Here is a 24994-nt window from a genome sequence, read left to right as displayed (position 1 = left end):
CGAAAATGGCCGAGATCACCGCTGCCCTCGTGAAGGACCTGCGCGAGAAGTCCGGCGCCGGCATGATGGACTGCAAGAAGGCGCTGACCGAAAGCGGCGGCGACCTGGAAGCCGCCATCGACTGGCTGCGCAAGAAGGGCCTTGCCGCCGCCGCCAAGAAGGCCGGCCGCGTTGCCGCCGAAGGCTTGGTCGGCGTTGCCGCCAACGGCCTGTCCGGCGCCGCCGTCGAGCTGAATGCCGAGACCGATTTCGTTGCCCGCAACGACGCCTTCCAGGCCGCCGTCGCCACCGTCACCAAGCTGGCGCTGGACACCGACGGCACGCTGGACAGCCTGAAGGCCGCCGCCTATCCGGGCACCGGCCGCACCGTCGCCGACGAGCTGCCGAACCTGGTCGCCACCATCGGCGAGAACATGAACCTGCGCCGCGTCGCCAAGCTGACCGTCAGCGACGGTGTTGTGGCCTCGTACGTGCACGGCGCCCTGGTCCCGGGCCTGGGCAAGATCGGTGTGCTGGTCGCCCTGGAGTCGACCGGTGACAAAGCGGCCCTGGCTGAGCTGGGTAAGCAGATCGCCATGCATGTCGCCGCCGCCCGTCCGGACGCGCTGGACATCGCCGACGTGTCGACCGCCAACCTGGACCGCGAGCGCGCCGTCTTGGTCGAGCAGGCCCGCGCCAGCGGCAAGCCGGAAAACATCATCGAGAAGATGGTCGAAGGCCGCGTCCGCAAGTATTATGAGGAAGTGGTCCTGCTGGAGCAGCTGTACGTCATCGACGGCGAAACCAAGATCCGCAAGGTCGTGGAGAACGCCGCCAAGACCGTCGGCGCCCCGGTTGCCCTGACCGGCTTCGTCCGCTTCCAGCTGGGCGAAGGCATCGAGAAGGAACAGTCCGACTTCGCCGCCGAAGTGGCCGCCATGGCCGGCTGAGGCGGTCCGGAGCCGGACCTCGTGCCGGCTCTGGAACGTTATTCTGTCGGGGCCGGTCCGCCGGCCCCGATATGATTGTTTGAAGACCGGATTTCCAATCGAAAGGACAAGCCCGTGCCCGAAGCCCGATACAAGCGCGTTCTTCTGAAGCTTTCAGGTGAAGCCCTTATGGGGGACAGGGAGTACGGGATCGATCCCAACGTCGTCAGCCGCATGGCGACGGAGATCAAGTCCGTGATCGACATGGGGATCGAGGTCTGCGCCGTCATCGGCGGCGGCAACATCTTCCGCGGTATTTCCGGTGCGGCTTCCGGCATGGAACGCGCCACCGCCGACTATATGGGCATGCTGGCCACGGTGATGAATGCCCTGGCCGTGCAGAACGCCCTGGAAAAGGCCGGCGTTGAGACCCGCGTGCAGTCGGCCATTCCCATGGACAGCGTCTGCGAGCCCTATATCCGCCGTCGCGCCGAGCGCCATATGGAAAAGGGCCGGGTGGTGATTTTCGCCGCCGGCACCGGCAATCCCTTCTTCACCACCGATACGGCTGCCGCCCTTCGCGCCTCCGAAATGGCCTGCGATGCGATGCTGAAGGCCACCAAGGTGGATGGCGTCTACAGCGCCGATCCCAAGAAGGTGAAGGACGCCATCCGTTACGATCGCCTGACATATCTGGACGTGCTGTCGCGGGACCTGCAGGTGATGGACGCGTCGGCGATTTCACTTGCCCGCGAGAACAAGATTCCCATCCTTGTCTTCTCCATCCAGAAGGATGGCGGCTTCGCCGAGGTGATGGCCGGACAGGGTAAATTCACCATCATAACCGAAGAGGCATAAGGTGGCCGCTCCCGATCTGATCAAGGATATCGAGCGTCGCATGGATGGCGCGCTTGAGCAGCTCCGCAAGGAATTCGCCGGTTTGCGCACGGGCCGCGCGTCCGCCAACCTGCTGGAACCGGTCGTGGTCGAGGCCTATGGCACCACGGTGCCCCTGAACCAGGTGGCCAATGTTTCCGTGCCGGAGCCGCGCCTGATCTCCGTCCAGGTCTTCGACCGGTCGACGGTGAAGTCGGTGGAGAAGGCGATCCGTGACAGCGGCCTGGGCCTGAACCCGCAGACCGAGGGCGCCACCATCCGCGTGCCGATCCCGGAGTTGAATTCCGAGCGCCGCAAGGAACTGAGCAAGGTCGCCGCCAAATATGCCGAGCAGACCCGTGTCGCTGTGCGCAATGTGCGCCGCGACGGCAATGACGCGCTGAAGAAGATGCAGAAGGACGGCGATCTGTCGGAAGACGAGCAGAAGACCTGGACCGACAAGGTCCAGGCCGTGACCGACGCCCATATCAAGAAGATCGACGAGTCGCTGGCGACCAAGGAAAAGGAAATCCTGCAGGTCTGATCGTTTCCCGGTCGCTTCGTTTTTCAAGGCACCTGCATCCATGCCCGGCCCCGACACATCCGTCTATCCGCCGCCGCCCGCCCACATCGCCATCATCATGGATGGCAATGGACGCTGGGCGACGGCACGCGGCCTGCCGCGCACGGCGGGGCACAAGAAGGGCGTGGATGCCGTCCGCCAGGTGATCGAGGGTGCGCGCGAAATGGGCGTGCGCTACCTCACCCTCTACAGCTTCTCCACCGAGAACTGGAGCCGGCCGGAGGATGAGGTTTCCACCCTCATGCAACTGCTGGGCTTCTATCTGCGCGGTGAGATCGCCCGGCTGCACAAGAACGGCATCCGGTTCCGGGTGATCGGCGACCGGTCGCGCCTGTCGAACGACATCCAGGCGCTGATCAATAATGCCGAGGGCCTGACGGAAGCCAATACCGACATGACCCTGGTCCTGGCCCTGTCCTATGGCGGGCGGCAGGAACTGGTGGATGCGGCCCGCGCCCTGGCCGTTGCGGTGGAGAAGGGGGAGATGACCCCCGCCGACATCACGCCCGACAGTTTCGCCCGGCACCTGACCACGGGTGGCGACATTCCCGATCCCGATCTGATGATCCGCACCAGCGGGGAGAAGCGCATCAGCAATTTCCTGCTGTGGCAGCTGGCCTATGCGGAGCTGGTGTTCCTGGATACGCTGTGGCCCGATTTCACCAAGCGCGATCTGGAGGATGCGATCCGGGAATATCACCGGCGCGACCGGCGTTTCGGCGCCACGGCCGGAAGCCGCTGATATCGTGACCCACAGCCCGACGCCGCCCAAGCGCAAATCCGACCTGAAGGTCCGTGCCCTGTCGGCCATCGCCCTAGCGCCGCCGGTGCTGGCCGCCGTCTGGTGGGGCGGGATGCCGTTCCAGTTGCTGGTGCTGGTGCTGGCGGCCCTGTCTGTCTGGGAATTTGTCCGGTTGACGGCACCGGGTAGCAGTTGGCTGAGCTTCCCCAACGCCGGGTTCATGGTCCTGGGCCCGTTGCTTATCCTGATGATCGACCATGACCATTGGCTGGCGTTCGCTGTCCTGATTTTCCTGGGTGTGTGCTCTTCCATCGTGATGCCCTGGTGGCGGCCAAGGTTGCGTATCCGGTCCAATGGGTTCTTTGCCCTGACATCGCTCTATCTGGGCTTGCCCTTCCTTTCCATGCTGTGGCTGCGCCTGGAAAGCGGCCCCTACGGGCTGGCGCTGTTCCTGTTCCTGATGCTGTCCATCTGGGCGACCGATATCGGTGCCTATGCGGCCGGCCGCACCATCGGCGGGCCGAAGCTGGCGCCGCGCATCAGCCCGAAGAAGACCTGGGCCGGGCTGATCGGCGGCATGGCGTCGGCGGCACTGCTGGGCGGGCTGTTCGGGGCGGCGCAGAGCGGGGACTGGCTGCCGGGCTGGCTGGTGCCGCCGGCGGCGACCGATGTGCCGCATCATGTGACCATCGCCGCCATCGCCGTCTACGCCGCCATCGGCGCGGTACTGGCCGTGGCGGGGCAGGCGGGCGACCTGTTCGAGAGCTATATGAAGCGCCGGGTGGATGTGAAGGACAGTTCCAACCTGATCCCCGGCCATGGTGGTATTCTGGACCGGATCGACGGGCTGCTGTTCGCGGCCCCGCTTTACGCGCTGTTCGAGCTGACGGCCGGGGAATGGGTGCGATTTTGGTGATGGCTGAGACGAGCCGCCGCGTCACCGTGCTGGGCAGCACCGGATCGGTGGGCTCCAACACGGTGGAACTGCTGGCCGCATATCCGGAGCGATTCCGGACGGAGGCTTTGGTCGCCGGCCGCAACGTGGCCAAGCTGGCCGAACAGGCCCGCCTGCTGCGCCCGGCCCTGGCCGTGGTGGCGGACGAGAGCGCCTATGCCGACCTGAAGGACGCGCTGGGCGGGACGGGGATCGAACTGGCTGCCGGCCCCGCCGCCGTGGTGGAGGCAGCCAGCCGGCCCGAGGCCGATTGGGTGATGGCGGCCATTGTCGGTGCCGCCGGTCTGGCCCCGACCCTGGCTGCGGTGCGGCGTGGTGCCACGGTGGCGCTGGCCAACAAGGAGGTGCTGGTCTGCGCCGGTGATCTGGTGATGTCGGAGGTGCGCCGCTGCGGTGCCACGCTGCTGCCGGTGGACAGCGAACACAGCGCCATCTTCCAGGTGTTCGACGAGGCCCGGCGGGAACGTATCTCCCGCCTGATCCTGACCGCGTCGGGCGGGCCGTTCCGCACCTGGACGCGTGAGGCCATGGAGGGTGTGACGCCCGCCCAGGCCTGCGCCCATCCCAACTGGTCGATGGGGGCCAAGATCAGCGTCGACAGTGCCAGCATGATGAACAAGGGGCTGGAGCTGATCGAGGCCCACCACCTGTTCGCCATGCCCGAGGACCGGATCGACGTGCTGGTGCATCCGCAATCGGTGATCCATTCCCTGGTCGAATATGTCGACGGATCGGTGCTGGCGCAGCTGGGCACGCCCGACATGCGCACGCCCATCGCCGTGGCCCTGGCCTGGCCCGACCGGGTGGCCACGCCCGGCGATCGGCTGGATCTGGTGAAGGCGGCGCAACTGACCTTCGAGTCGCCCGATCCCGCCCGTTTTCCGGCCCTTGCGCTGGCACGGCGCGCCTTGCAAAGCGGTGGGGCGGCCCCTACAATCCTGAACGCGGCGAACGAGGTGGCGGTGGCCGCCTTCCTGGCCGGAAATCTGGGCTTCCTGGATATTCCGCGTGTCGTGGAAAAGTGCCTCTCCACCCTGGTGCATGGCCCCCTGGGCACGCTGGCGGAAGTGGAAGCGGCAGACGCGGAAGCGCGTCGCCACGCCTTTGCCGAAATTGCCGTCTTATCTCGCGCGAATTGAGCCTGGGCCCCTGGAGGCGCTGTTTATGGAAGTCTTCGGCTTCATCTGGAATTACGGGGTGATGTTCCTGGTCGTGCTGACCATCCTGGTCTTCGTGCACGAGATGGGCCATTTCCTGGTCGCCCGTCGCAATGGCGTGCGGGTGGAAGTCTTTTCCATCGGCTTCGGGCCGGAGATTTTCGGGCGCACCGACCGCCACGGCACGCGCTGGAAGTTCAGCCTGATCCCGCTGGGCGGCTATGTGAAGATGTTCGGCGATGCCGGGGCGGCAAGCACGCCGGGTGCCGGCCTGTCGAAGATGAGTGCGGCCGACCGTGCCGTCTCCTTCCATCACAAGCGGGTGGGGCAGCGCATGGCCATCGTGGTGGCGGGACCGGCGGCGAACTTCCTGTTCGCCATCCTGGCGCTCGCCTTCATGTTCATGGTCTATGGTCAACCCTATACCCCGCCGGTCATCCGCGAGGTTCTGCCCGAAGGGGCGGCGGCGGAGGCCGGGATGAAGGCCGGCGATCGCATCATCAGCATGGGCGGCCGCGACACCCCGCGGTTCGAGGACGTGCTGGGCGTCATCGTCATGAATCCCGGCCGCACCGTCTCCATGGTGGTGGAGCGGGTGGAGGCCGAAGGAGCCGCGCCGAAGCAGCTGGAACTGTCCGTCACGCCGCGCCCCGAGAAGATGGAAGACCGTTTCGGCAACATCCATACGATAGGCCGGCTGGGGGTAATGCGTGTCAGTGACGAATACCGCCGCCAGACACCGTTGACGGCCCTTTGGGAGGCTGCCAAGCAGACGGTTCAGATGACGGAAGGCACGCTTGACGGCGTATGGCAGATGGCGATGGGCATGCGCAGCACCGCCGAGCTGGGCGGGCCGCTGCGCATCGCGCAGATGTCGGGTCAGGTCGCCCAGACGGGCTTCGTGACCATGATCTGGTTCGTGGCCGTGCTGTCCATCAATCTGGGCCTGATCAACCTGTTTCCCATTCCGATGCTGGACGGGGGACATCTGCTGTATTACGCAGTGGAGGCCGTTCGCGGACGGCCTCTTGGCGAGAGGGCTCAGGAATATGGTTTCCGGGTCGGTCTGGCTTTGGTATTGACCTTGATGGTTTTCGCCACGTGGAACGATCTCGTTCAATTGCGTGTCGTGGACTTCGTCAAGGGTGTCCTGTCTTAGCCTTTTTGGGGGAACAGTTGGTCTCGGTTTCCAGGTTCGCGCTGTGCCTGCTGCTGGGCGGCACCGCAACATCCGTCATCGCGCTGTCGACCGGCGCCATGGCCCAGGAGGCGTTTGATGGTGGCATCATTCGCGAAATCCGTGTCGAAGGCTCGCAGCGCATCGAGGGCGCAACCGTGCGGTCGTACCTTACCGTGCAGCCGGGTGACGCCTTCGATCCCGACAAGATCGACCAGTCGCTGAAGTCGCTGTTTGCGACCGGCCTGTTCGCCGACGTGTCGATCCGGCGCGAAGGCGGGGTGATGCTGGTGCAGGTGGTGGAAAACCCCATCATCAACCGCATCGGGTTCGAGGGGAACAAGCGCATCAAGACCGAGGATATCAATCCCGAGGTCCAGCTGCGCCCGCGCACCGTCTATACCCGCACCCGCGTGCAGAACGACGTCGAGCGCATCCAGGAGCTCTATCGCCGCAAGGGCCGCTTCGCCGCGCGCATCGAGCCGAAGATCGTTCAGCTGGAACAGAACCGCGTCGACCTGATCTTCGAGATCGAAGAAGGCCAGATGACGGGCGTGCAGGCCATCAACATCGTCAACAATAACGTGTTCGATGATGACGAGCTGCGCGAGATCATGATCACCAAGGAATCGCGCTGGTGGCGGTTCCTGTCGTCCAACGACAATTACGATCCCGAGCGCCTGCGCTATGACCAGGAACAGGTCCGCCGGCACTATCTGCGCAACGGCTATGCCGACTTCAAGGTGCTGACCTCCGTCGCCGAGCTGACGCCCGACCGCGAGGAATTCTTCATCACCGTGACGGTGGATGAAGGCAAGCGCTACAAGTTCGGCAAGATCGAAATCGTGTCGGAAATCCCCGACATCGACATCCAGCCCCTTTATGAAGCCATCAATGCCTATTCGGGCGAATGGTACAATGGCGACAAGATCGAGGAGAGCATCACCGAGCTGACGAACCGCCTGGGTGACCTGTCCTACGGCTTCGTCGAGATCGACCCGCTGCTGGAGCGCAACCAGGAAGACCAGACCATCGATCTGGTGTTCGAGCTGAAGGAAAGCCCGCGCGTCTTCGTGGAGCGTGTCGACATTGTCGGCAACTACAACACGCTGGACAAGGTCATCCGCCGCGAGATGCTGCTGGTTGAAGGCGACCCGTTCAGCATCTCCAAGCTGAAGCGCTCCGAACAGCGCATCAAGGATCTGGGTTATTTCCTGGATAGCGGTGTGGAAGTGAAGACGGCCGAGGGCAGCACCCGCGACCAGTCGGTCATCACCATCGAGGTCGAGGAACAGCCCACGGGTGAAATCCAGCTGGGTGCCGGCTACTCCTCCACCGACGGCGCGCTGCTGGACTTCTCCATCCGCCAGCGCAACCTGCTGGGCAAGGGTCAGGATCTGCGCCTGTCGACCCTGCTGTCGAGCCGCAGCTTCGAGGTCGATCTGGGCTTCACCGAGCCCTATTTCCTGGATCGTGACCTGGCGGCCGGCATCGACCTGTTCCGCGTGGTGCGCGACAACCGCGACACCATCTCCTACGACCTGGAATCGACCGGTGTTGTGCTGCGCGCCGGTTATCCGCTGTCGGAAAAGCTGCGCCAGCGTATCAGCTACTCGCTGGTCCAGAACAAGATCGACAACATCTATTTCGGCTCGTCCCTGTTCCTGCAGGACCAGCTGGGCACCACCATCACCTCGTCGGTGGAAAGCCAGCTGCTCTATGATGAGCGCGACAGCAAGATCGAGCCGACCAGCGGCTTTTACGGCCTGTGGTCGGTGGAATTCGCCGGTGTCGGCGGCGATACCCGCTATCTGCGCAACCGCATCACCGCGGGCCAGTATTGGGAGCCGTTCGAGGAGGTGGTGATCGGCCTGACGACGGAAGCCGGCTACATCTGGGGCATGGGCAAGGACCTGCGCATCAATGACCGCTTCTTCATCGGTGGCGACACGCTGCGCGGTTTCGAGATCGGCGGTATCGGTCCCCGCAACGTGCCCGACCCCGACAATCCGGAGAACAGCGACGCGCTGGGTGGCACCATCTTCAGCCGCGCCAGCCTGGAACTGACCACCAAGCTGGGCCTGCCGGACGAGCTGGGCGTGAAGGCGCACGCCTTCTACGATGCCGGTACCCTGACGGCCGCGAAGGAGACGCCGGGCGTGGGCGACGTGTTCCGCGACAGCAACAAGGTCCGCATGTCGGCCGGCGTGGGCGTGTCGTGGAAGTCGCCCTTCGGCCCGATCCGCCTGGATCTGGCCTATCCGATCGCCAAGGAGCCGTATGACCAGACCGAGACGCTGAAGTTCAGCTTCGGCACCCGGTTCTGACGGGGGACGGGGCCTTGGCGCACCGCCTCACCGCCCTGTTTCTCACCGGCCTGGCCCTTGTGGCCGGGCCGGTGGCATCTTATGCCCAGGAAATCATGGGGCAGCCACAGCAGGTGCAGCAACCGGTGCGTCGCCTGCCCTATGCCCAGGTGGCCGTGGTCGACATCCCCACCATCCTGCAGCAGGCGACCTCCATGCGCACCATCCAGCAGCAACTGGACGTGCAGAAGGAACAGCTGCAGCGCGACGTGGCGCAGCAGCAGGAAGCGCTGCGTGGTGCCGAACAGGAGCTGGCCCGCCTGCGCCAGACCGTCTCGGTGGAAGAGTTCGACCGCAAGCGCACGGAGTTCGAGACCCAGGTGTCGGCCACCGGCCGCGCGCTGCAGGAACGCACCCGCCGCCTGGACATCGCCTTCAACCAGGCCCGCAACAGCGTGATCAACACCCTGGACCAGGTGATCGCGGAAGTGGCCAAGGAAACCGGCGCCACGCTGGTCATCTCCCGCCAGTTCATCGTCTATCAGGCGGGCGGGGCGGGCGACATCACGGCGGAGGTGCTGGAGCGCCTGAACAGCCGCCTGCCGCAGGTGCCGGTGACGGTGCCGCCGCCTACACAGTAGGTCAGGTCGAGCCGCAGGCGAGCCCTGACAGCATTGCTGGAAATCCGTTCCTGTCAGGGCTCGCCTGCGGCTCGACCTGACTTACGCTTGTTTCCAAGGACATTTCCCATGGCCGATCCCCGCTTCTTCGACCGTGCCGGTCCCTTCACCCTGGCCGAGCTGGCCGCCCGTTGCGGTGCCACGGTGGCTCCGGGTACCGATCCGGACCTGAAACTGTTCGACGTGGCGCCGCTGGACCAGGCGGGGGAGGGGCAGCTGTCCTTCCTGGATAACCGCAAATATGTCGAGGCGTTCCAGGCCAGCAAGGCGGCGGCCTGTGTCGTGCATCCGTCGCTGGCCGACAAGGCGCCGGCGGGCATGGCGCTGCTGGTCTCCAACAAGCCCTATCGCAGTTACGCGCTGTGCGCCCAGGCCTTCTATCCGGTGCCGTCATCGACCGGCCTGATCTCACCGGCCGCGCATGTCGATCCCTCGGCGGAGCTGGGCGAGGGGGTCGATGTGGCGGCCGGTGCGGTGGTGGAGGCCGGCGCCTGGATCGGAGCCCGCACCCGCGTCGCCGCCAATGCCGTCATCGGCCGCAACGTGCGTGTTGGGGCCGACAGCGTCATCGGCGCTTGTGCCTCGCTCTCCCATTGTCTGGTCGGTGACCGGGTGGTGATCTATCCCGGTGCGCGCATCGGGCAGGACGGGTTCGGCTTTGCCATGGACGTCACCGGCCATGTGCGGGTGCCGCAGCTGGGCCGGGTGATCATCGAGGATGATGTGGAGGTGGGGGCCAATGTCACCATCGATCGGGGGGCGGGGCCCGATACGGTGATCGGCAAGGGCTGCATGATTGATAATCTGGTCCAGATCGGGCACAACGTCACGCTCGGGGCCGGCTGCGTCATCGTGGCCCAGTCCGGCATCTCGGGAAGCACGAAGTTCGACCATCATGCCGTGCTGGCGGCGCAGGCGGGGGTCGCAGGGCATCTGACCATCGGGGCGGGCGCCCGCATCGCCGCACAGAGCGGCGTGATGCGGGATGTGCCGCCCATGACGGAGGTGTTCGGCACGCCGGCACAGCCCAAGCGGCAATATTTCCGCCAGGTTGCGATGATGACGCGCATGGCGCAGGGGAAGAGTGGACGGGGCGATGAGCGAGACGGAAACGAATAAGGTCGTGGCGACCGAGCTGGATATCAACGCGATCATGAAATTGATCCCGCACCGGTATCCGATGCTGCTGGTCGACAAGGTGAAGGACATCGTCCCCGGTGAGAGCTGCACCGGCATCAAGAACGTGACGATGAACGAGCAGGTGTTCCAGGGCCACTTCCCGCAGAAGCCGGTGTTCCCCGGCGTCATGATCGTGGAAGCCATGGCCCAGACCTCCGCTATCCTGGTCATGCAGACCCTGGGGCAGGAGGCGGAAGGCCGCCTCGTGTATTTCATGGGGATCGAGGAGGCGAAGTTCCGCAAGCCCATCGGCCCCGGTGACCAGATCCATATCAAGGTCCAGAAGATCCAGAACCGTCGCAATGTCTGGAAATTCAAGGGCGAGGCCTTCGTGGACGGCAAGGTCCATGCCGAGGCGACCTATATGGCCATGATCGCGGACGGTACCTGATCTCCTGCATCCCGCTTGGCGGATGCGGACGGGCCGGACGCAATTTTGTCAAAACCCGCTGGTAAGGCGGGTGTAAAGGGGCGGGTGACCGCCCCTTCGCATGTCAAGAAACGAGGTTCCGGACCATGAGCGCGAACATCCATCCCAGTGCCGTCGTCGATCCCGGTGCCCGTATCGGTACGGGCGTGGAGATCGGGCCCTTCTGCGTGGTGGGGCCCAACGTGGTGCTGGGCGATTATGTGCGCCTGATCAGCCATGTGGCCGTGGATGGCCGCACCAGTATCGGCGAGGGCACGGTGGTCTGGCCGTTCGCCTCGCTGGGCCATGCGCCGCAGGACCTGAAATACAAGGGCGAGCCGTCGGAACTGATCATCGGCGCCAATAACCGCATCCGTGAGAATGTCACCATGAATACCGGCACCGAGGGTGGCGGCATGGTGACCCGGGTCGGCGATGGTGGCCTGTTCATGGTCGGCGTCCATATCGGCCATGACTGCATCGTCGGCAACAATGTCATCCTGGCCAACAATGCCACCCTGGGCGGGCATGTGGTGCTGGGCGACCATGTGGTGTTGGGGGGATTGTCGGCCGTGCACCAGTTCGTGCGCATCGGCGCGCATGCCATGATCGGCGGCATGTCGGGCGTGGAGGCGGATGTCATCCCCTATGGTCTGGTCAAGGGCGACCGCGCCTTCCTAGCCGGGCTGAACCTGGTGGGCATGCAGCGCCGGGGCTTCGCCAAGGACGATATCCACGCGCTGCGCGGCGCCTTCCGCCAGCTGTTCGAGGGCCAGGGCCAGATGGCCGATCGGATCGCCACCGTGACGGATGAGGCGGGCGGGGTGCAGGCCGTGGCCGATGTCCTGTCCTTCCTGGCCGACCGGGGCAGCCGCGCCCTGACCTTGCCGCGCTGATCGGCTGATGGCGGCGCGGCTGGGCATCATCGCCGGCGACGGCGACCTGCCGCGGCAGGTGGCCGAGGCCTGCCGACGCGGCGGACGGCCCTTCTTCATCATCGCCCTGGAGGGGCGGGGGGCTGAGGCCTGGCTGGCGCCCGACATGCCCCATGCCATCCATCGCATGGGGGCGGCAGGGGCCATGCTGGAACGGCTGCGGGCGGAGGGCGTGACGGAGATCGTGCTGGCTGGCGGTGTCCGTCGCCCGTCGCTGATCGACCTGCGGCCGGACTGGTACGCCACCCGCTTCTTCGCGCGCTTAGGCCTGAAGGCCCTGGGCGATGACGGGCTGCTGCGCGCCGTGGCCGGGCTGCTGGAGGAGGAAGGGTTCAAGGTGGTGGCGGTGCAGTCGCTGATCGCCGACCTGCTGACGCCCGACGGTGTGCTGACCTCTACAGTTCCCGATGAGCAGGGGCTGGCTGACATTGCCCACGGCCTGTCCGTGGCCCGTGCGCTGGGGGTGGTCGATGTGGGGCAGGCGGTGGTGGTGCAGCAGGGGCTGGTGCTGGGGGTGGAGGCGATCGAGGGCACGGATGCGCTGATCGCGCGCTGTGCGGCGCTGAGGCGGGAGGGGCCGGGGCCCGTGCTGGTGAAATGCGCCAAGCCGGGCCAGGATCGGCGCCTGGACCTGCCCACCATCGGTCCGGATACGGTGGCCGCCTGCGTGGCCGGCGGTTATGCCGGGATCGCGGTGGAGGCCGGGGGGACGCTGTTCGTGGGGCGTGAGGCGGGTGTGGCGGCGGCGGATGCGGTTGGGCTGTGGATCAAGGGGGTGGCACCATGACCGCCCCCCTGATTTTCCTGATCGCCGGGGAGCCGTCCGGCGACGTGCTGGGCGCCCGGCTGATGGCGGCGCTGAAGCAGGCGACGGGCGGGCAGGTGCGGTTTGCCGGGGTCGGTGGGGAACGGATGATCGAAGAGGGGCTGGACAGCCTGTTCCCGATGGAGGAACTGACGCTGTTCGGGCTGGCCGAACTGCTGCCCAAGCTGCCGGGTCTGATCCGTCGTATCGGCCAGACGGCCGACAACATCCTGTCGCTGAAGCCCGATGCGGTGGTTACCATCGACGCGCCGGATTTCTGTTTCCGGGTGCTGAAGAAGGTGCGGCGCGCCAATGCCGGCATCAAGCTGATCCATTATGTGGCGCCCACCGTCTGGGCCTGGCGTCCCGGTCGGGCGAAGAAGATCGCGTCGTTTCTGGACCATCTGCTGGTGCTGTTGCCGTTCGAGCCGCCCTATTTCGAGGCGGTGGGCCTGCCCGCCACCTTTGTCGGCCATTCCATCGTGGAGGCGGGGGTGGAGAAGGGCGACGGCGCGACCTTCCGCGCCCGTCATGGCATCGCCCCCGATACGCCGCTGCTCTGCGTGCTGCCCGGCAGCCGGCGCAGCGAGATCAAGGTGCTGCTGCCAGACTTCGCCGCCACGCTGGCCCTATTGAAGGATCGGCATCCGGGATTGCGGGTGGTGGTGCCGACATTGGGCAAGGTGGCGCGGGCGGTGACTGAGGCTGCGGCGACCTGGCCGGTGCTGGCGCTGGTGGTGCAAGGGGACGTGGACAAGTATGACGCCATGGCAGCGGCCGATGTCGGGCTGGCGGCCAGCGGCACCGTGGCGCTGGAACTGGCGCTGTCCCGCCTGCCCTCGGTCATCGCCTATCGCATCCACCCGCTGACCTACCGGCTCTACCGCCGCCTGATCAAAGTGAAATATGCCAATCTGGTCAATATCATGCTGGATCGCATGCTGGTGCCGGAAAAGCTGCAGGATGAGTGCACGCCGGACAAGCTGGCCGATGCCGTGTCGGTGCTGCTGACCGATCCAGACGCCCGCCGCGAACAGGTGGAGGGTGTGGCTCAGGTGGCGCAATGGCTGGGCCAGGGCGGGGAGAGGACGCCCAGCGAGCGGGCCGCGGCGGCGGTGCTGGGGGTGGTGGACGGCAATGGGCGGTCGGGCCTATCCTGAACTTCTCTGTCCCCGACAGGAGGTCGCACGATGCGGGCCGAACGCCACGTCAAACTTTTGCGCACCGGCCACGAGCAGGCGATACCTATTCCACGGGAATTCGAGCTTCCCGGGACGGAGGCGGTTTTGCGCAAGGAGGGCAACCGTCTGGTCATCGAGCCGCTGGCGCGTCCATCCCTGGCTGTCGTGCTGGCGACATTGTCCGATCTTGATGAAGGGATCGGTGAAATCGCAGACCCAGCGCCCGAGCCGGTTGATCTGTGAGCCTCTATCTCCTGGACACCAACATCCTGTCCGACATTATCCGCCATCCGGCGGGAATGGCGGCCCAACGGCTTTTGCAGCTTGGTGATGGGAAGGTGGTGACCAGCGTCATCGTGGCGGGCGAGATACGGTTCGGTGCCCTACGGAAGGATTCGCCCCGCCTGACTGCCCCAAGTGAATGCGGTGCTCTCTTCCATCGATACCCTGTCTCTGTCACCGCCAGTCGAGACTATCTACGGACATATTCGGGCCGAACTGGAGCGGCGAGGGCAAATCATCGGTGCCAATGATCTTTGGATCGCGGCCCATGCCCTTTCGATTGAGGCGATCCTTGTCACAGATAATGTCGGTGAATTCAGTCGGGTGCCAAATCTGCGATATGAGAACTGGCTGCGGCCCGACTGATCGGGCATGGGGTGCCGGCCTGCAACGGGATTGCCCATCGCAGGCCGGGTTGGACCCCTCACGGCGCCGCCGGAATATTCTCCGCCTTCACCGTCGCCACCAGGCCGTTCTTCAGCTTGGCCTGGGCGGAGCGGCGCAGGCCGTCATCCTTGTCGGCCTGATGGGCGGCGCGGGACCATTGGAAGCGGGCCTCGTCCTTGCGGCCCGCGGCCCAGTAGGCGTCTCCCAGATGATCGTTGATCGACGGGTCGGCCGGTTCCAGTTCCAGCGCCTTCTCCAGGGTCTCCACGGCCTGTTCCACCTTGCCCAGCTTGAACAGGGCCCAGCCCAGGCTGTCGGTGAAGAAGCCGTCGCGGGGACGCTGGGCCACCGCCTTTTCGATCATGGCCTTGCCCTCTTCCAGGCGCTGGCCGCGATCGACATAGGAATAGCCCAGATAGTTCAACAGGCTGGGCTGGTCCGGCTGCAAGGCCAGCGCCGCATTCAGCGCCGTTTCCGCCGCCGGCCAGTCGCCCTTGGAATCCAGGGTCATGGCGCGGGCATATTGCAGCGTCCAGTCCCTCGGACGGAGTTCCTTCACCCGGGCCAGTGCCGCATCATAAGCGGTCAGGGCCTCGTCGAAGCGCTTGGTGACGCGGTACATGTCGCCCAGGCGCAGCAGCGCGTCGGTACGGGTGGGGCGTTCCACCGCCATCTTCTGCAGCAAGGCCGCCGCCTCGTCCTCGCGGTCCAGCTGGCGCAGCACCTCGACCTGGCGCAGGCGGGCCATCCACAGCATGCCGGGGCTGCCGGTGGTGGTGCGGAATTCGGCCAGTGCCGTCTCGTCCCGGTCGCGGGTCATCAGGATGTCGCCGACCAGCATGCGGGCCAGTGGCTGGCCGGGGTCAAGGCGCAGGGCCACGCGGCCATAGAGCAGGGCCATTTCGGCGGCCCCTTCCTGGTGCAGGGCGGATGACAGCTGGAACAGGGCCTCCCCCAGGCCGGCGGCGGCGGTGCCGACCAGCGGGGCGGGGGTGCCGCCCTTGTCCAGCCGGGCCAGCGCGTCTTCCATCGCCATGCTGTCGGGATTGGCGTCCAGATATGAGCGGTAGAGCTTGCGGGCCGCGTCGGCCGCACCGGAGCGTTCCTGGAAATTGCCGATCAGCAAGGCCAGGCGCAGCGGCATGCCCTGTTTGGCCACTTCCGAATAGGACTGGAAGGCCGCGTCGCGGTCGCCGCGCATGTCGGCGATCAGGGCCAGCTGCTGGGTGCGGATGGTCTTGAACCCGTCATGGCTGCCCAGCGGGTCCAGCAGCGTCACGGCGCGGTCATAGTCCTTCTCCGCCACGGCGATCCAGCTGGCCAGCAGGGGAGCCAGATAGGGGGACATGCCGTCGGTGGGCAGTTTGGCGACGCGGGCGGCGGCTTCCTTGGTGCGGCCGGCGCGCAGATCGTCGGCGACCAGCAGGGCATGGGCCACGAAGCTGCCGCCCTGTTCCATGGCGACCTGACGGCGGGCCAGGGCCAGCGCCTCATCCTCCTTGCCCTCGCCCAGCGACAGCAGGAAGGTGCGGCGCAGCAGGGAGGGGTTCTCCGGGTCCTGCTTCAGGGCGGCCCCCAGATTGGCGCTGGCGATATCCCAGGCACCGGCATTCTGCGCAATGCGGCCCATCAGGTAACGGGCGACGGCGCTGCTGTTGGCCTGATGGCTGCTGCTGGGGGCTTGGGCTGGAGTGGAGGATTGTTGGGCCGAGGCGGCACCCGTCAGGGCCAGCACCAGCACCATCGCATTCAGGGCCGCCTTCGGCGACCGGAAACCCATAGCAACCACTCAGCACCATCCTTCCATGCCCGCATGAAGGGCGGGTCAATCGCCTGCCGATCCCGATTCTGCCGGGTGGTCTGGAGATAGCATATCGCGTGCCAGCGACCAGCGCTGCAAAAGGATATTTGCCAGGATCAAACCTGTGACATCTGCAGCCACGTCGACAAAACTCGCTTCCCGTCCCGGTACCAGGGATTGGGCCCATTCAATTCCTATCCCCAGGGATAGTAGGGCGAGCATCACCGCCAGACGTGCGGCGCGACCACGGAAGGCCCAATGGCCGATGACGGCCAGCCCGGCGAAGCAGGCGGCATGCATCATCTTATCGGAAAACCCGTCGCCGGGGGGGGCCAGCGCTGGTTGCACCGCCATCCAGGGCAGGAGCAGCATGGCGATGCCCAGGATCAGGGCACCGATCAGGTGCCGTATCGGGGCCGGCGGGTTCAGCAGATTGGCGGGCAGGGTCAGACTCCGATCGTCCCGGCGGCGAAACGGCCCAGAGAATAGCGGAATTCCGCGCCTGTCGCGAGCCGGATGGAGTAGTGCGGCATGCATGCATATTTTGCAATCTCGTCGCGCAAATTTGCAGCAGCCTCTTGCCTATTTTTTAACAAATATCATTGTAATAAAGGGCCTGCTGACGGCGAAGTCGTCAGCCGCTCGAACCCAGGGACCTTGCATGTATCCCGCAGTGGCGACCGGAGCCCTCAATCCGGCAAATGGCATGGTGGCTGCCTCTCTGTCCACCCCGTCCTTCGAAACGAATGCGGCCTCGACGCCGCCTCCGGCCAATGATCCCGTGTTCGACGGGGTCGATGTGCTGACCGACCAGATCCTGGCTGCTGTTGAGCGCAGCCGGGCGCTGGGCCACCGTGATACCCGCATCACCCTGACCCGTCCCACCGAAACGGTGGAAGGGGTCCGCAATCGCCTGCTGATGGCGGGGCTGACGCCGGTTGTCCGTGCCTCCAGCATGGGCGGTGTCTCGGTCCTGTCGGTCCGCTGCTAACAGCGATCTGATCCGACTTGCCCGGACGGGTAGAATTGTTCATGATCCGTACTCATGAACAATTCGCCCGAACCCGTTGCTGTTGATCCCGCCACCCCGTCCTTGCCGGCGGTGCCGCTGCCGCGCCCCCTGTCGGACGCGGCGGTGGCGATCACGCGTGGTGCGCGGCGCATGCTGGCCGAACGCGGGTTGCGTGGGCTGGTGGAATTCCCGCTGGCCAATGGCAGGCGGGCCGACATATTGGCGCTTGGCCCCGATGGCGAGGTGACAATCGTGGAGGTCAAGAGCGGGGCCATCGATTACAAGACCGACCAGAAATGGCCGGAATATCTGGAATTCTGCGACCGGTTCTATTTCGCGGTCGGTGCCGACTTTCCGATCGAACTGATCCCTGCCGAATGCGGGCTGATCATTGCCGATGCCTTCGGGGCGGAGATCATCCGCCCGGCACCCCAGGCCAAACTGGCGCCCGCACGGCGCAAGGCCCTGACCTTGCGGGTCGCACAGGTGGCCATGGGCCGGCTGCACCGGGTGGAAGATCCAAGCTTCAGGATTGCAGAGTAGGGTGTGACCCCTATTCCAGCATCGGCAATCCCGTTTCGATCTCCACCAGGGCCGCCAACAGCGGCACGGCGATGTCGCGGCGCTGGCCGGTGCCGCGCTCGGCTTCGGAAATGGCGGCCTGGAAGGTGCCGCGCCAGCGGTTGTCGGTATAGAGCAGCTTGTCGGCGCGCGCCCGCTGTACCAGGGTGATGGGCGTGCGGCTGTCGGTGACGGTCTTGTCCAGCCGGGCCGACAGCGTGTCGGCCTGCGGCCGGTCCTTGGCCTTCAGGGCGCCGTCGATCAGCTCGACATAGGTTTCAGCCTTCAGGTCATTATCCTGCAGCTGGTCGGCATAGGTCAGGGTCAGCACCTTTTCCCCCCGCGCCTCCAGCCGGCCCAACACCTGCGGGATGGTCCAGGGGCTTTCCTCCTGCACCGTGCGCAGAAGCCCCAGGGCGAGGTTGGTATCGCCCAGGTCGCCGGCGGCCACGGCCAGTTCCGGCGGGCAGCAATTGCCCTGGCGGTCCTTGAAGCGGCTGAACTGTTCCTGCACCGTGTTCAGGAACAGGGTGCGGGCCCGTGCCTCCAGCCCGACATGCAGCAGCGACTGTGCCACCAGGCCCAGTTCCCAGGCGCAGCCCTGGGTGCGGGCGAACTCCGTCACCTCCTCGGTGATCTCGGTCGCCTTGGCCATGTCGCCGCGCCAGACCAACGCTTCGACAATGTCGGACAGGTTGTAGACGCGGGTGGCGCAATCATGAAAGCCGCGGGTGATCGCCAGGGCCCGGTCCACCTCGCCCGTCAGGGCCAGGGTCCGGCTGACGAACAGGTCCGGGCTGACGTCGCCCTTGGCCCCACCCGTGCGCAGGGCCTGGGCGAAAGGGGCGACGATGGGCCGGACCCTTTCCTTGTCCCCGATCTGGTAATGGGTGATGGCCAGCGACAGCCAGTCCCAGCGCGGGGCTGCGATGGGATATTCGATGGGCGTCACCAGCGCCTCGATCCGGTGCAGCAGGCAGGCATTGGATTTCGGATCGGCACAGACCAGGCCGCGCAGCCGGTTCTTGAATTCGACATAGTCGAAATCGCCGATGAACTGGTTGGTCATCAGCTGCACGGCCAGCGTGCTTTCCGGCAGGCGGGTGACGATGTCGGCCAGCAACGCGTCGGCCTGCTGCAACAGCTTGGACTGTTCAGCCTCGTCATAGGATTGGTCGGCCTGACGGATGGCCTGCATGGCCTGCACGAACTGGCGGTTGGCCTGCGCGTTCTGGTCGGCACTCTGCGCCCAGGCGACGGACGGCGACAGGATCAGCGTGAAGGCCAGCAGGGCGGGGGCGAACAGGGCGCGGCCCCAATCGCCGATCCGGTGGCGCGTGCCCTCAGTTGGGGACTTGGACATGGCTCACCACCCGCCGGACCCGCGAGATTTCCCGCGCATGGTTGCGTACCCGCTCAAGCTCCTGCGGCGACCGGGCGCGGCCCATCAGGTAGATGACCTGATTGACCGTCTCGATCGTGTAATTGCCCGACGTGATCTCCGGATCAGTCATCAGATCCTTGCGCAGCTTCGCCGTGATCCACATGTCGGCGGTGCGGTCGGACAGGCTGCTTTCGTCGCCGATGCCGATCTCGTTGATCACTTCCTTCACGCCGTCGACCTGCCAGGCCAGCTTGACCGCCAACACCCGCTCATCGGGATTGGCCGCACGGCCTGTCAGCAGCACGCGGGCATCGCGCACCTCCACCCGCATGCGGTCGCCAAGCTCGCCCGCTGCCAGCCAGCTTTTTTCGATGGCGTTGCGCAGGCCGTTATCATCCAGCACCGCCGCCGCCGGCTTTGTATCCCCGCCATCATTGGCGATGGCCGGACCGGTCAGGGCCAGACCGGCCGCCACCAGCATCGCCATCCCCAGACCGCTCGGCGCCCAAAGGCGCATGTTCCCCATTTTTCATGCCTCCTGCGGCCGCCTGTTTCGCGTTGTGCGGCCGAACCTTAACGGTGAAATGTGGTCAGAACCGGGCCGGGGGATGCGGTTTCCGCCCCGGCGGGGTGGGTCATTGGGCGCCTCAGGCAAAGGGGGCGGCGGTCACTACCGCCGTCAGTTCACGGGCCAGGATGCCGGCGATGTTGCGGCGGGCCGTGGCATCGCGCAGCAGCGTCTCATCCTGGGTATTGGACAGAAATCCGGTTTCGATCAGCAGCGACGGGATGTCCGGCGCCTTCAGCACCGCGAAATTCGCCGACCGCATGGGGTTTTCCAGCAGGCGGACATCCTTGCCGGCACCGGAGATGATCGATTGCTTGGCATGCAGGGCCGCCGTCACCGTATGGCGCGCGGCCAGATCCATCAGGATGCCGGCCACCTTTTCGTCCAGGCCGGACACGTCCACGCCCAGGCCGCCGGCGATATTCTCCTGCTGGGCGATGGCGGCGGCGAAATCGTCGCTGGCCTTCTCCGACAGGGTATAGGCGGACATCCCGCGCGCCGCCTTGTTGGGGGCGCTGTCGGCGTGAAGGGAGATGAACAGGTCGGCCTTGGCCCCCTGGGCCATGCGCACCCGTTCCTTCAGGTCGATGAAACTGTCGTTGTCGCGGGTCAGTTCCACCTGCCAGCCCTTGGCCTTGGCCAGCTGGCGGGCGACCTCCTTGGCGATGTCGAGGACGACATTCTTCTCATAGGTGCCTTTAGCGCCGATGCAGCCGGGATCGTGGCCGCCATGGCCGGGGTCCAGCATGATCAGGCGGGGGGGGCGGGGCTTGCGCGACGGCGGCTTGGGCTTGCCGCCTTCCTGCGCCTGGGCGTGCGACGGGGGGACGTGCAACAGAGTGACTGATGCCATCGGCACGACGGCCGGGACAGTCAAAGCGAAACGGAGCAAATCCCTGCGATTCATCGACGCGACCACCATGCGGGCCGGGAAAATTCAGGCCCTCGTCAACTGTCCATGTTTGGACCCCGCCGCACCGTTGCGCAACAGAAACATGCGTGCCTGTTGCGCAACTGCGGCATTGTGTGCCTGCAAGGCTACAGGTGAGAGTCAGCCCAATAATGCGCCAAAGCTCAACTGCATCCCGTCGTTCCGCCGCAAGTGTCGCATTTCAGGCACGTGCCGTTGCGCACCAGCGTCATGTTCTGGCATTCGGGGCAGGGGTCGCCTTCGTAGCCCCGCGCCCGGGCTTCCTTGATCCGTTCGAACCGCGCGTCCTGGCGGCCGACCGTGCCGCCGCGGATGGCGGTGCTGGACAGGCTGTCGGAATGGACCGTGCCGCCGCTGGCGTAACCTGTGGTGCCCGTGGCGGCCAGACCGGTTGCCGCCTGCTGGAACCCGGCCAGGATACGGTCCTGCAACCCGCCCGAGACGACGCGCAGGTTGGAGCGCATATAGCCGGTGGACGCGATGCGAGCCACGGCGGCCAATGTCTCCTGCGTCATGCGGGCGGCATGGTCGGGCAGTTCGGGGGCGGTATTGGCGGCTTCCGGCATGCCCGCCAGATCGGCCTGGGCATCGCCGCGGCCCATCGTGTCGGGCAGCAGATCCTCCGGCGTGGCGTGGGCCAGGTCGTTGCGGCCGAGGTAGCTGATGGCCAGTTCGCGGAACACGTAATCCAGGATGCTGGTCGACATCTTGATGGCGTCGTTGCCCTGCACCATGCCCGCCGGTTCGAACCGGGTGAAGGTGAAGGCCTCGACATATTCCTCCAGCGGCACGCCATATTGCAGGCCCAGCGACACGGCGATGGCGAAATTGTTCATCATCGAGCGGAAGGCGGCCCCTTCCTTGTGCATGTCGATGAAGATCTCGCCCAGGCGGCCATCGACATATTCGCCGGTACGCAGATAGACCTTGTGCCCGCCGACCATGGCCTTCTGGGTGTAGCCCTTGCGCCGTTGCGGCAGCTTTTCGCGCGCCCCGGACTGCACGACCTTTTCCACCACCCGCTCGACCACGCGTTCCACGACGCGTTCGGCCACATGAACGATACGCTCGGCGGCCGGCGCCTCGACGATGCGTTCCAGTAGCGTCTGGTCCTCGCTGTCCAGATCCTCCTCATCCTCTTCCAGCACCTGGGCGTTGAGAGGCTGGGAGAGCTTGGAGCCGTCGCGGTACAGCGCGTTGGCCTTGATGCCCAGGCGCCAGGACAGCATGTAGGCATCGTTGCAGGCATCCACCGACGCGCCGTTGGGCATGTTGATGGTTTTGGAAATGGCGCCGGAGATGAAGGGCTGCGACGCCGCCATCATGCGGATATGGGCCTCGGCCGACAGGAAGCGCGTGCCGATCTTGCCGCAGGGGCTGGCGCAGTCGAAGACGGGCAGGTGGGCGTCCTTCAGGCCGGGTGCCCCTTCCAGCGTCATGGCGCCGGCCACGTAGACGTTGGCGGCCTCGATCTCCTTCCTGGTGAAGCCCAGATGGGAAAGCAGGTCGAAGCCGGAAGCGTCCAGCAGGTCGGCGGGCACGCCCAGGGTGCGGGTGCAGAATTCCGTGCCCAGGGTCCATTTGTTGAAGACGAATTTGATGTCGAATGCCGATGCCAGGGCACCTTCGACCGTCGCGATCTCCCCATCGCCGAAGCCCAGCTTGCGCAGCCGGTCATGATTGATGCCGGGGGCGCCGACCAGGGTGCCGTGGCCGACCGCATAGCGTTCGATCTTCGCAATCGTCGCGTCGTCATAGCCCAGGCGCGACAGCGCCTCCGGTACGACGCGGTTGATGATCTTGAAATAGCCGCCGCCGGCCAGCTTCTTGAATTTCACCAGGGCGAAGTCCGGCTCGATCCCTGTCGTGTCGCAATCCATCACCAGGCCGATGGTGCCGGTGGGGGCGATGACGGTGGCCTGGGCGTTGCGATAGCCATGCTTCTTGCCCAGGGCCAGGGCATCGTCCCAGGCCTCGCGCGCGGCGGTGACCAGATCACCATCGGGGCATTCATCGGCGATCAGCGGCACCGGTGTCACCGACAGGCCCTCATAGCCTGTGCGTGCGCCATGGGCGGCGCGGCGATGGTTGGCGATGACGCGCAGCATCGGTTCGCGGTTGGCGGCAAAGCCGGGGAAGGGACCCAACTCACCGGCCATTTCGGCCGAGGTGGCGTAGGACACGCCGGTCATCAGCGCGGTGATGGCGCCGGTCAGGGCCCGGCCCTCGACACTGTCATAGGGCAGGCCGGCGGCCATCAGCAGGCCGCCGATATTGGCGAAGCCCAGGCCCAGGGTGCGGAAATCATAGGACAGGCGGGCGATCTCGCGGCTGGGGAACTGCGCCATGGCCACGGAGATTTCCAGCACCATGGTCCATAGCCGGCAGGCATGGGTGAACGATTCGATATCGAAACGTCCGTCGGGCCGGCGGAACTCCATCAGGTTCAGGGACGCCAGGTTGCAGGCCGTGTCGTCCAGGAACATGTATTCGCTGCACGGGTTGGACGCGTTGATGCGGCCAGATTCCGGGCAGGTGTGCCATTCATTGATAGTGCTGTCGAACTGCACGCCGGGATCGGCCGATTGCCAGGCGGCATAGCCGATCTTGTCCCACAGGTCGCGGGCGCGCAGCGTCTTGGCCACCTTGCCGTCGGTGCGGCGGATCAGGTTCCAGGGACCGTCGGTCTGCACCGCCTCCAGAAACGCGTTGGGCACGCGCACCGAATTGTTGGAATTCTGGCCGCTGACCGTCAGGTAGGCTTCGGAATCCCAGTCGGTGTCGAAGGTGCGGATATCCATCTCCGCATAGCCCTGGCCGGCCAACTGGATGGCGCGCTGGATATAGTTTTCCGGCACCAGATCGCGGCGCGCGGCGATGATCGCGCGCTTCAGGGCGCGGTTCTTCGTCGGGTCCAGCCGGTCGGCATCGGCACCGATGCCTTCATTGCAGGCGGCCATCACCATATTGAGGTGACGCGACACCTGCTTGGACCCGGTGACCAGGGCGGCGACCTTCTGTTCCTCCACCACCTTCCAGTCGATATAGGATTCGATATCGGGGTGATCGAGGTCGACCGTCACCATCTTGGCGGCACGCCGCGTGGTGCCGCCGGACTTGATGGCACCGGCGGCACGGTCGCCGATCTTCAGGAAGCTCATCAGACCGGACGACTTGCCGCCGCCCGACAATTTCTCATCCTCGCCGCGCAGGCGGGAGAAGTTCGTTCCGCTTCCAGAACCATATTTGAACAGTCGGGCCTCGCGAACCCAGAGGTCCATGATCCCGCCCTCATTCACCAGATCGTCGGCGACGGACTGGATGAAGCAGGCATGTGGCTGCGGCCGTTCATAGGCGGAGCGCGATGGGACGACGGTGCCGTTGGCAGGGTCGACATAGAAATGCCCCTGGCTGGGTCCGTCGATGCCATAGGCCCAGTGCAGGCCGGTATTGAACCATTGCGGGCTATTGGGGGCCGCCATCTGGCGGGCCAGCATGAAGCGCATCTCGTCATAGAAGGCGGATGCATCCGCTTCCGAATCGAAATAGCTGCCCTTCCAGCCCCAATAGGTCCAAGTGCCGGCCAGACGGTCGAAAACCTGCCGGGCGGAGGTCTCTCCGCCCTTGCGGCCCTCGGCCGGTAGTTTGGCGAGTGCTTTCTCGTCCGCGACATGGCGCCACAGGAAGGGGGGAACGCTGTTCTCCTCCACCGCTTTCAGCTTCACGGGCACCCCGGCGCGGCGGAAATATTTCTGGGCCAGGATGTCGCAGGCGACCTGGCTCCATTCCGCCGGTACCTCGATATCCTTGGCCTGGAAGACGATGGAGCCGTCGGGATTGCGAATCTCGCTCGTGGCCGTTCGGAACGGGATGTCCGCATAGGCATCCTGACCTTCGACGGTGAAACGGCGTTCGATACGCATGTCCTCTGCCCCTTCCCAGACAAGGCGGCGGTGCCGATCCATCCCGTCCGGAAAGGACAGGCTTCGTGGCCCATGCCGCTATATGTGGTAACGGCGGGAAGGCTAGGCCACAGGGGCTGGTACGGCAACGAGATTTTGTTGGGTAATTCCGACGCACATACCGCTTATTGTGGTTGACGTTGCGGGTGCTGGGGAGTTCCGCTGCGGCCGGTCGTCAGTGGCGGAAAATCTGGATAATGCGGGCCGGCCCCT

Annotated in this window: 25 protein-coding genes; 19 read left to right on the top strand and 6 right to left on the bottom strand. The window is 65.6% G+C overall.

Features of this window, described 5'->3' with window-relative positions; all coding sequences use genetic code 11:
* Positions 1 to 5: 5 nt before the first annotated feature.
* From tsf to ACM9HJ_RS16105, 17 genes are all read left to right on the top strand, one after another.
* Positions 6 to 929, top strand: coding sequence for a translation elongation factor Ts (gene tsf, locus ACM9HJ_RS16185; RefSeq protein WP_416572785.1), 924 nt, complete (start codon positions 6 to 8; stop codon positions 927 to 929).
* 114 nt (positions 930 to 1043) lie between these two features.
* Complete coding sequence (gene pyrH / locus ACM9HJ_RS16180) at positions 1044 to 1766, top strand: UMP kinase (protein ID WP_416572784.1); 723 nt, start codon at positions 1044 to 1046, stop codon at positions 1764 to 1766.
* A gap of 1 nt (position 1767) precedes the next feature.
* Positions 1768 to 2328 carry a ribosome recycling factor gene (gene frr, locus ACM9HJ_RS16175; protein WP_416572783.1) on the top strand — a complete coding sequence of 187 codons (561 nt, stop codon included), beginning with the start codon at positions 1768 to 1770 and terminating at the stop codon, positions 2326 to 2328.
* 40 nt (positions 2329 to 2368) lie between these two features.
* Positions 2369 to 3109 carry an isoprenyl transferase gene (locus tag ACM9HJ_RS16170; protein WP_416572782.1) on the top strand — a complete coding sequence of 247 codons (741 nt, stop codon included), beginning with the start codon at positions 2369 to 2371 and terminating at the stop codon, positions 3107 to 3109.
* Between the two features lie 4 nt (positions 3110 to 3113).
* Positions 3114 to 4025 (top strand): phosphatidate cytidylyltransferase, encoded by a 912-nt coding sequence (locus ACM9HJ_RS16165; protein ID WP_416572781.1) that lies wholly within the window; start codon positions 3114 to 3116, stop codon positions 4023 to 4025.
* Positions 4025 to 5203 (top strand): 1-deoxy-D-xylulose-5-phosphate reductoisomerase, encoded by a 1179-nt coding sequence (locus ACM9HJ_RS16160; protein WP_416572780.1) that lies wholly within the window; start codon positions 4025 to 4027, stop codon positions 5201 to 5203. The genes ACM9HJ_RS16165 and ACM9HJ_RS16160 overlap by 1 nt, the downstream gene beginning before the upstream one ends.
* 25 nt (positions 5204 to 5228) lie before the next feature.
* On the top strand, positions 5229 to 6380 hold the full coding sequence (rseP, locus tag ACM9HJ_RS16155) for an RIP metalloprotease RseP (protein WP_416572779.1): 1152 nt from the start codon (positions 5229 to 5231) through the stop codon (positions 6378 to 6380).
* A 17-nt stretch (positions 6381 to 6397) separates the two neighbouring features.
* Positions 6398 to 8725: an outer membrane protein assembly factor BamA gene (bamA, locus tag ACM9HJ_RS16150; RefSeq protein WP_416572778.1), complete on the top strand. Its 2328-nt coding sequence runs from the start codon at positions 6398 to 6400 to the stop codon at positions 8723 to 8725.
* Between the two features lie 14 nt (positions 8726 to 8739).
* A complete protein-coding gene (locus tag ACM9HJ_RS16145) occupies positions 8740 to 9345 on the top strand; it encodes an OmpH family outer membrane protein (RefSeq protein WP_416572777.1) in 606 nt (201 codons plus the stop codon).
* Between the two features lie 108 nt (positions 9346 to 9453).
* Positions 9454 to 10503 carry a UDP-3-O-(3-hydroxymyristoyl)glucosamine N-acyltransferase gene (gene lpxD, locus ACM9HJ_RS16140; RefSeq protein ID WP_416572776.1) on the top strand — a complete coding sequence of 350 codons (1050 nt, stop codon included), beginning with the start codon at positions 9454 to 9456 and terminating at the stop codon, positions 10501 to 10503.
* Positions 10481 to 10954, top strand: coding sequence for a 3-hydroxyacyl-ACP dehydratase FabZ (gene fabZ / locus ACM9HJ_RS16135; protein ID WP_416572775.1), 474 nt, complete (start codon positions 10481 to 10483; stop codon positions 10952 to 10954). Before lpxD ends, fabZ begins: the two co-directional genes overlap by 23 nt.
* Positions 10955 to 11079: 125 nt before the next feature.
* Positions 11080 to 11868, top strand: coding sequence for an acyl-ACP--UDP-N-acetylglucosamine O-acyltransferase (gene lpxA / locus ACM9HJ_RS16130; protein WP_416572774.1), 789 nt, complete (start codon positions 11080 to 11082; stop codon positions 11866 to 11868).
* Between the two features lie 7 nt (positions 11869 to 11875).
* Complete coding sequence (locus ACM9HJ_RS16125) at positions 11876 to 12694, top strand: LpxI family protein (protein ID WP_416572773.1); 819 nt, start codon at positions 11876 to 11878, stop codon at positions 12692 to 12694.
* On the top strand, positions 12691 to 13872 hold the full coding sequence (gene lpxB, locus ACM9HJ_RS16120; protein WP_416572772.1) for a lipid-A-disaccharide synthase: 1182 nt from the start codon (positions 12691 to 12693) through the stop codon (positions 13870 to 13872). Before ACM9HJ_RS16125 ends, lpxB begins: the two co-directional genes overlap by 4 nt.
* 30 nt (positions 13873 to 13902) lie before the next feature.
* Positions 13903 to 14136, top strand: coding sequence for an antitoxin (locus tag ACM9HJ_RS16115; RefSeq protein WP_416572771.1), 234 nt, complete (start codon positions 13903 to 13905; stop codon positions 14134 to 14136).
* A gap of 56 nt (positions 14137 to 14192) precedes the next feature.
* The gene (locus ACM9HJ_RS16110) at positions 14193 to 14426 is read left to right on the top strand and encodes a hypothetical protein (RefSeq protein ID WP_416572920.1); all 234 of its coding nucleotides are present in this window, start codon (positions 14193 to 14195) and stop codon (positions 14424 to 14426) included.
* Complete coding sequence (locus ACM9HJ_RS16105) at positions 14320 to 14541, top strand: PIN domain-containing protein (protein WP_416572770.1); 222 nt, start codon at positions 14320 to 14322, stop codon at positions 14539 to 14541. Before ACM9HJ_RS16110 ends, ACM9HJ_RS16105 begins: the two co-directional genes overlap by 107 nt.
* Positions 14542 to 14599: 58 nt before the next feature.
* On the opposite strand, the gene ACM9HJ_RS16100 is transcribed toward ACM9HJ_RS16105, so the two are convergent.
* Together ACM9HJ_RS16100 and ACM9HJ_RS16095 are read right to left on the bottom strand one after the other, a co-directional pair.
* Positions 14600 to 16342 carry a tetratricopeptide repeat protein gene (locus tag ACM9HJ_RS16100; RefSeq protein ID WP_416572919.1) on the bottom strand — a complete coding sequence of 581 codons (1743 nt, stop codon included), beginning with the start codon at positions 16340 to 16342 and terminating at the stop codon, positions 14600 to 14602.
* A gap of 45 nt (positions 16343 to 16387) precedes the next feature.
* Complete coding sequence (locus tag ACM9HJ_RS16095) at positions 16388 to 16900, bottom strand: VanZ family protein (protein WP_416572769.1); 513 nt, start codon at positions 16898 to 16900, stop codon at positions 16388 to 16390.
* 169 nt (positions 16901 to 17069) lie between these two features.
* On the opposite strand from ACM9HJ_RS16095, the gene ACM9HJ_RS16090 reads away from it, so the two are divergent.
* Both ACM9HJ_RS16090 and ACM9HJ_RS16085 read left to right on the top strand, forming a co-directional pair.
* Positions 17070 to 17354, top strand: a complete 285-nt coding sequence (locus ACM9HJ_RS16090) for a hypothetical protein (protein WP_416572768.1) — start codon at positions 17070 to 17072, stop codon at positions 17352 to 17354.
* A 54-nt stretch (positions 17355 to 17408) separates the two neighbouring features.
* Entirely contained in the window at positions 17409 to 17918 is a 510-nt protein-coding gene (locus ACM9HJ_RS16085; protein WP_416572767.1) for an MmcB family DNA repair protein, read from the top strand.
* Between the two features lie 10 nt (positions 17919 to 17928).
* On the opposite strand, the gene ACM9HJ_RS16080 is transcribed toward ACM9HJ_RS16085, so the two are convergent.
* The 4 genes from ACM9HJ_RS16080 to ACM9HJ_RS16065 all read right to left on the bottom strand — a co-directional run bounded on the left by ACM9HJ_RS16080 (position 17929) and on the right by ACM9HJ_RS16065 (position 24742).
* Positions 17929 to 19299, bottom strand: coding sequence for a hypothetical protein (locus ACM9HJ_RS16080; protein WP_416572766.1), 1371 nt, complete (start codon positions 19297 to 19299; stop codon positions 17929 to 17931).
* A complete protein-coding gene (locus ACM9HJ_RS16075) occupies positions 19280 to 19846 on the bottom strand; it encodes a BON domain-containing protein (RefSeq protein WP_416572765.1) in 567 nt (188 codons plus the stop codon). Before ACM9HJ_RS16075 ends, ACM9HJ_RS16080 begins: the two co-directional genes overlap by 20 nt.
* A gap of 121 nt (positions 19847 to 19967) precedes the next feature.
* Positions 19968 to 20741, bottom strand: a complete 774-nt coding sequence (locus ACM9HJ_RS16070; RefSeq protein WP_416572764.1) for an N-acetylmuramoyl-L-alanine amidase family protein — start codon at positions 20739 to 20741, stop codon at positions 19968 to 19970.
* A 221-nt stretch (positions 20742 to 20962) separates the two neighbouring features.
* On the bottom strand, positions 20963 to 24742 hold the full coding sequence (locus ACM9HJ_RS16065) for a vitamin B12-dependent ribonucleotide reductase (RefSeq protein WP_416572763.1): 3780 nt from the start codon (positions 24740 to 24742) through the stop codon (positions 20963 to 20965).
* Between the last annotated feature and the right edge of the window lie 252 nt (positions 24743 to 24994).

It is taken from the genome of Niveispirillum sp. KHB5.9 (genome assembly GCF_048066115.1).
Classification (GTDB): domain Bacteria; phylum Pseudomonadota; class Alphaproteobacteria; order Azospirillales; family Azospirillaceae; genus Niveispirillum.
The sequence above is the reverse complement of the archived record's forward strand: the minus strand, read 5'-3'. Positions and strand labels throughout refer to the sequence as shown.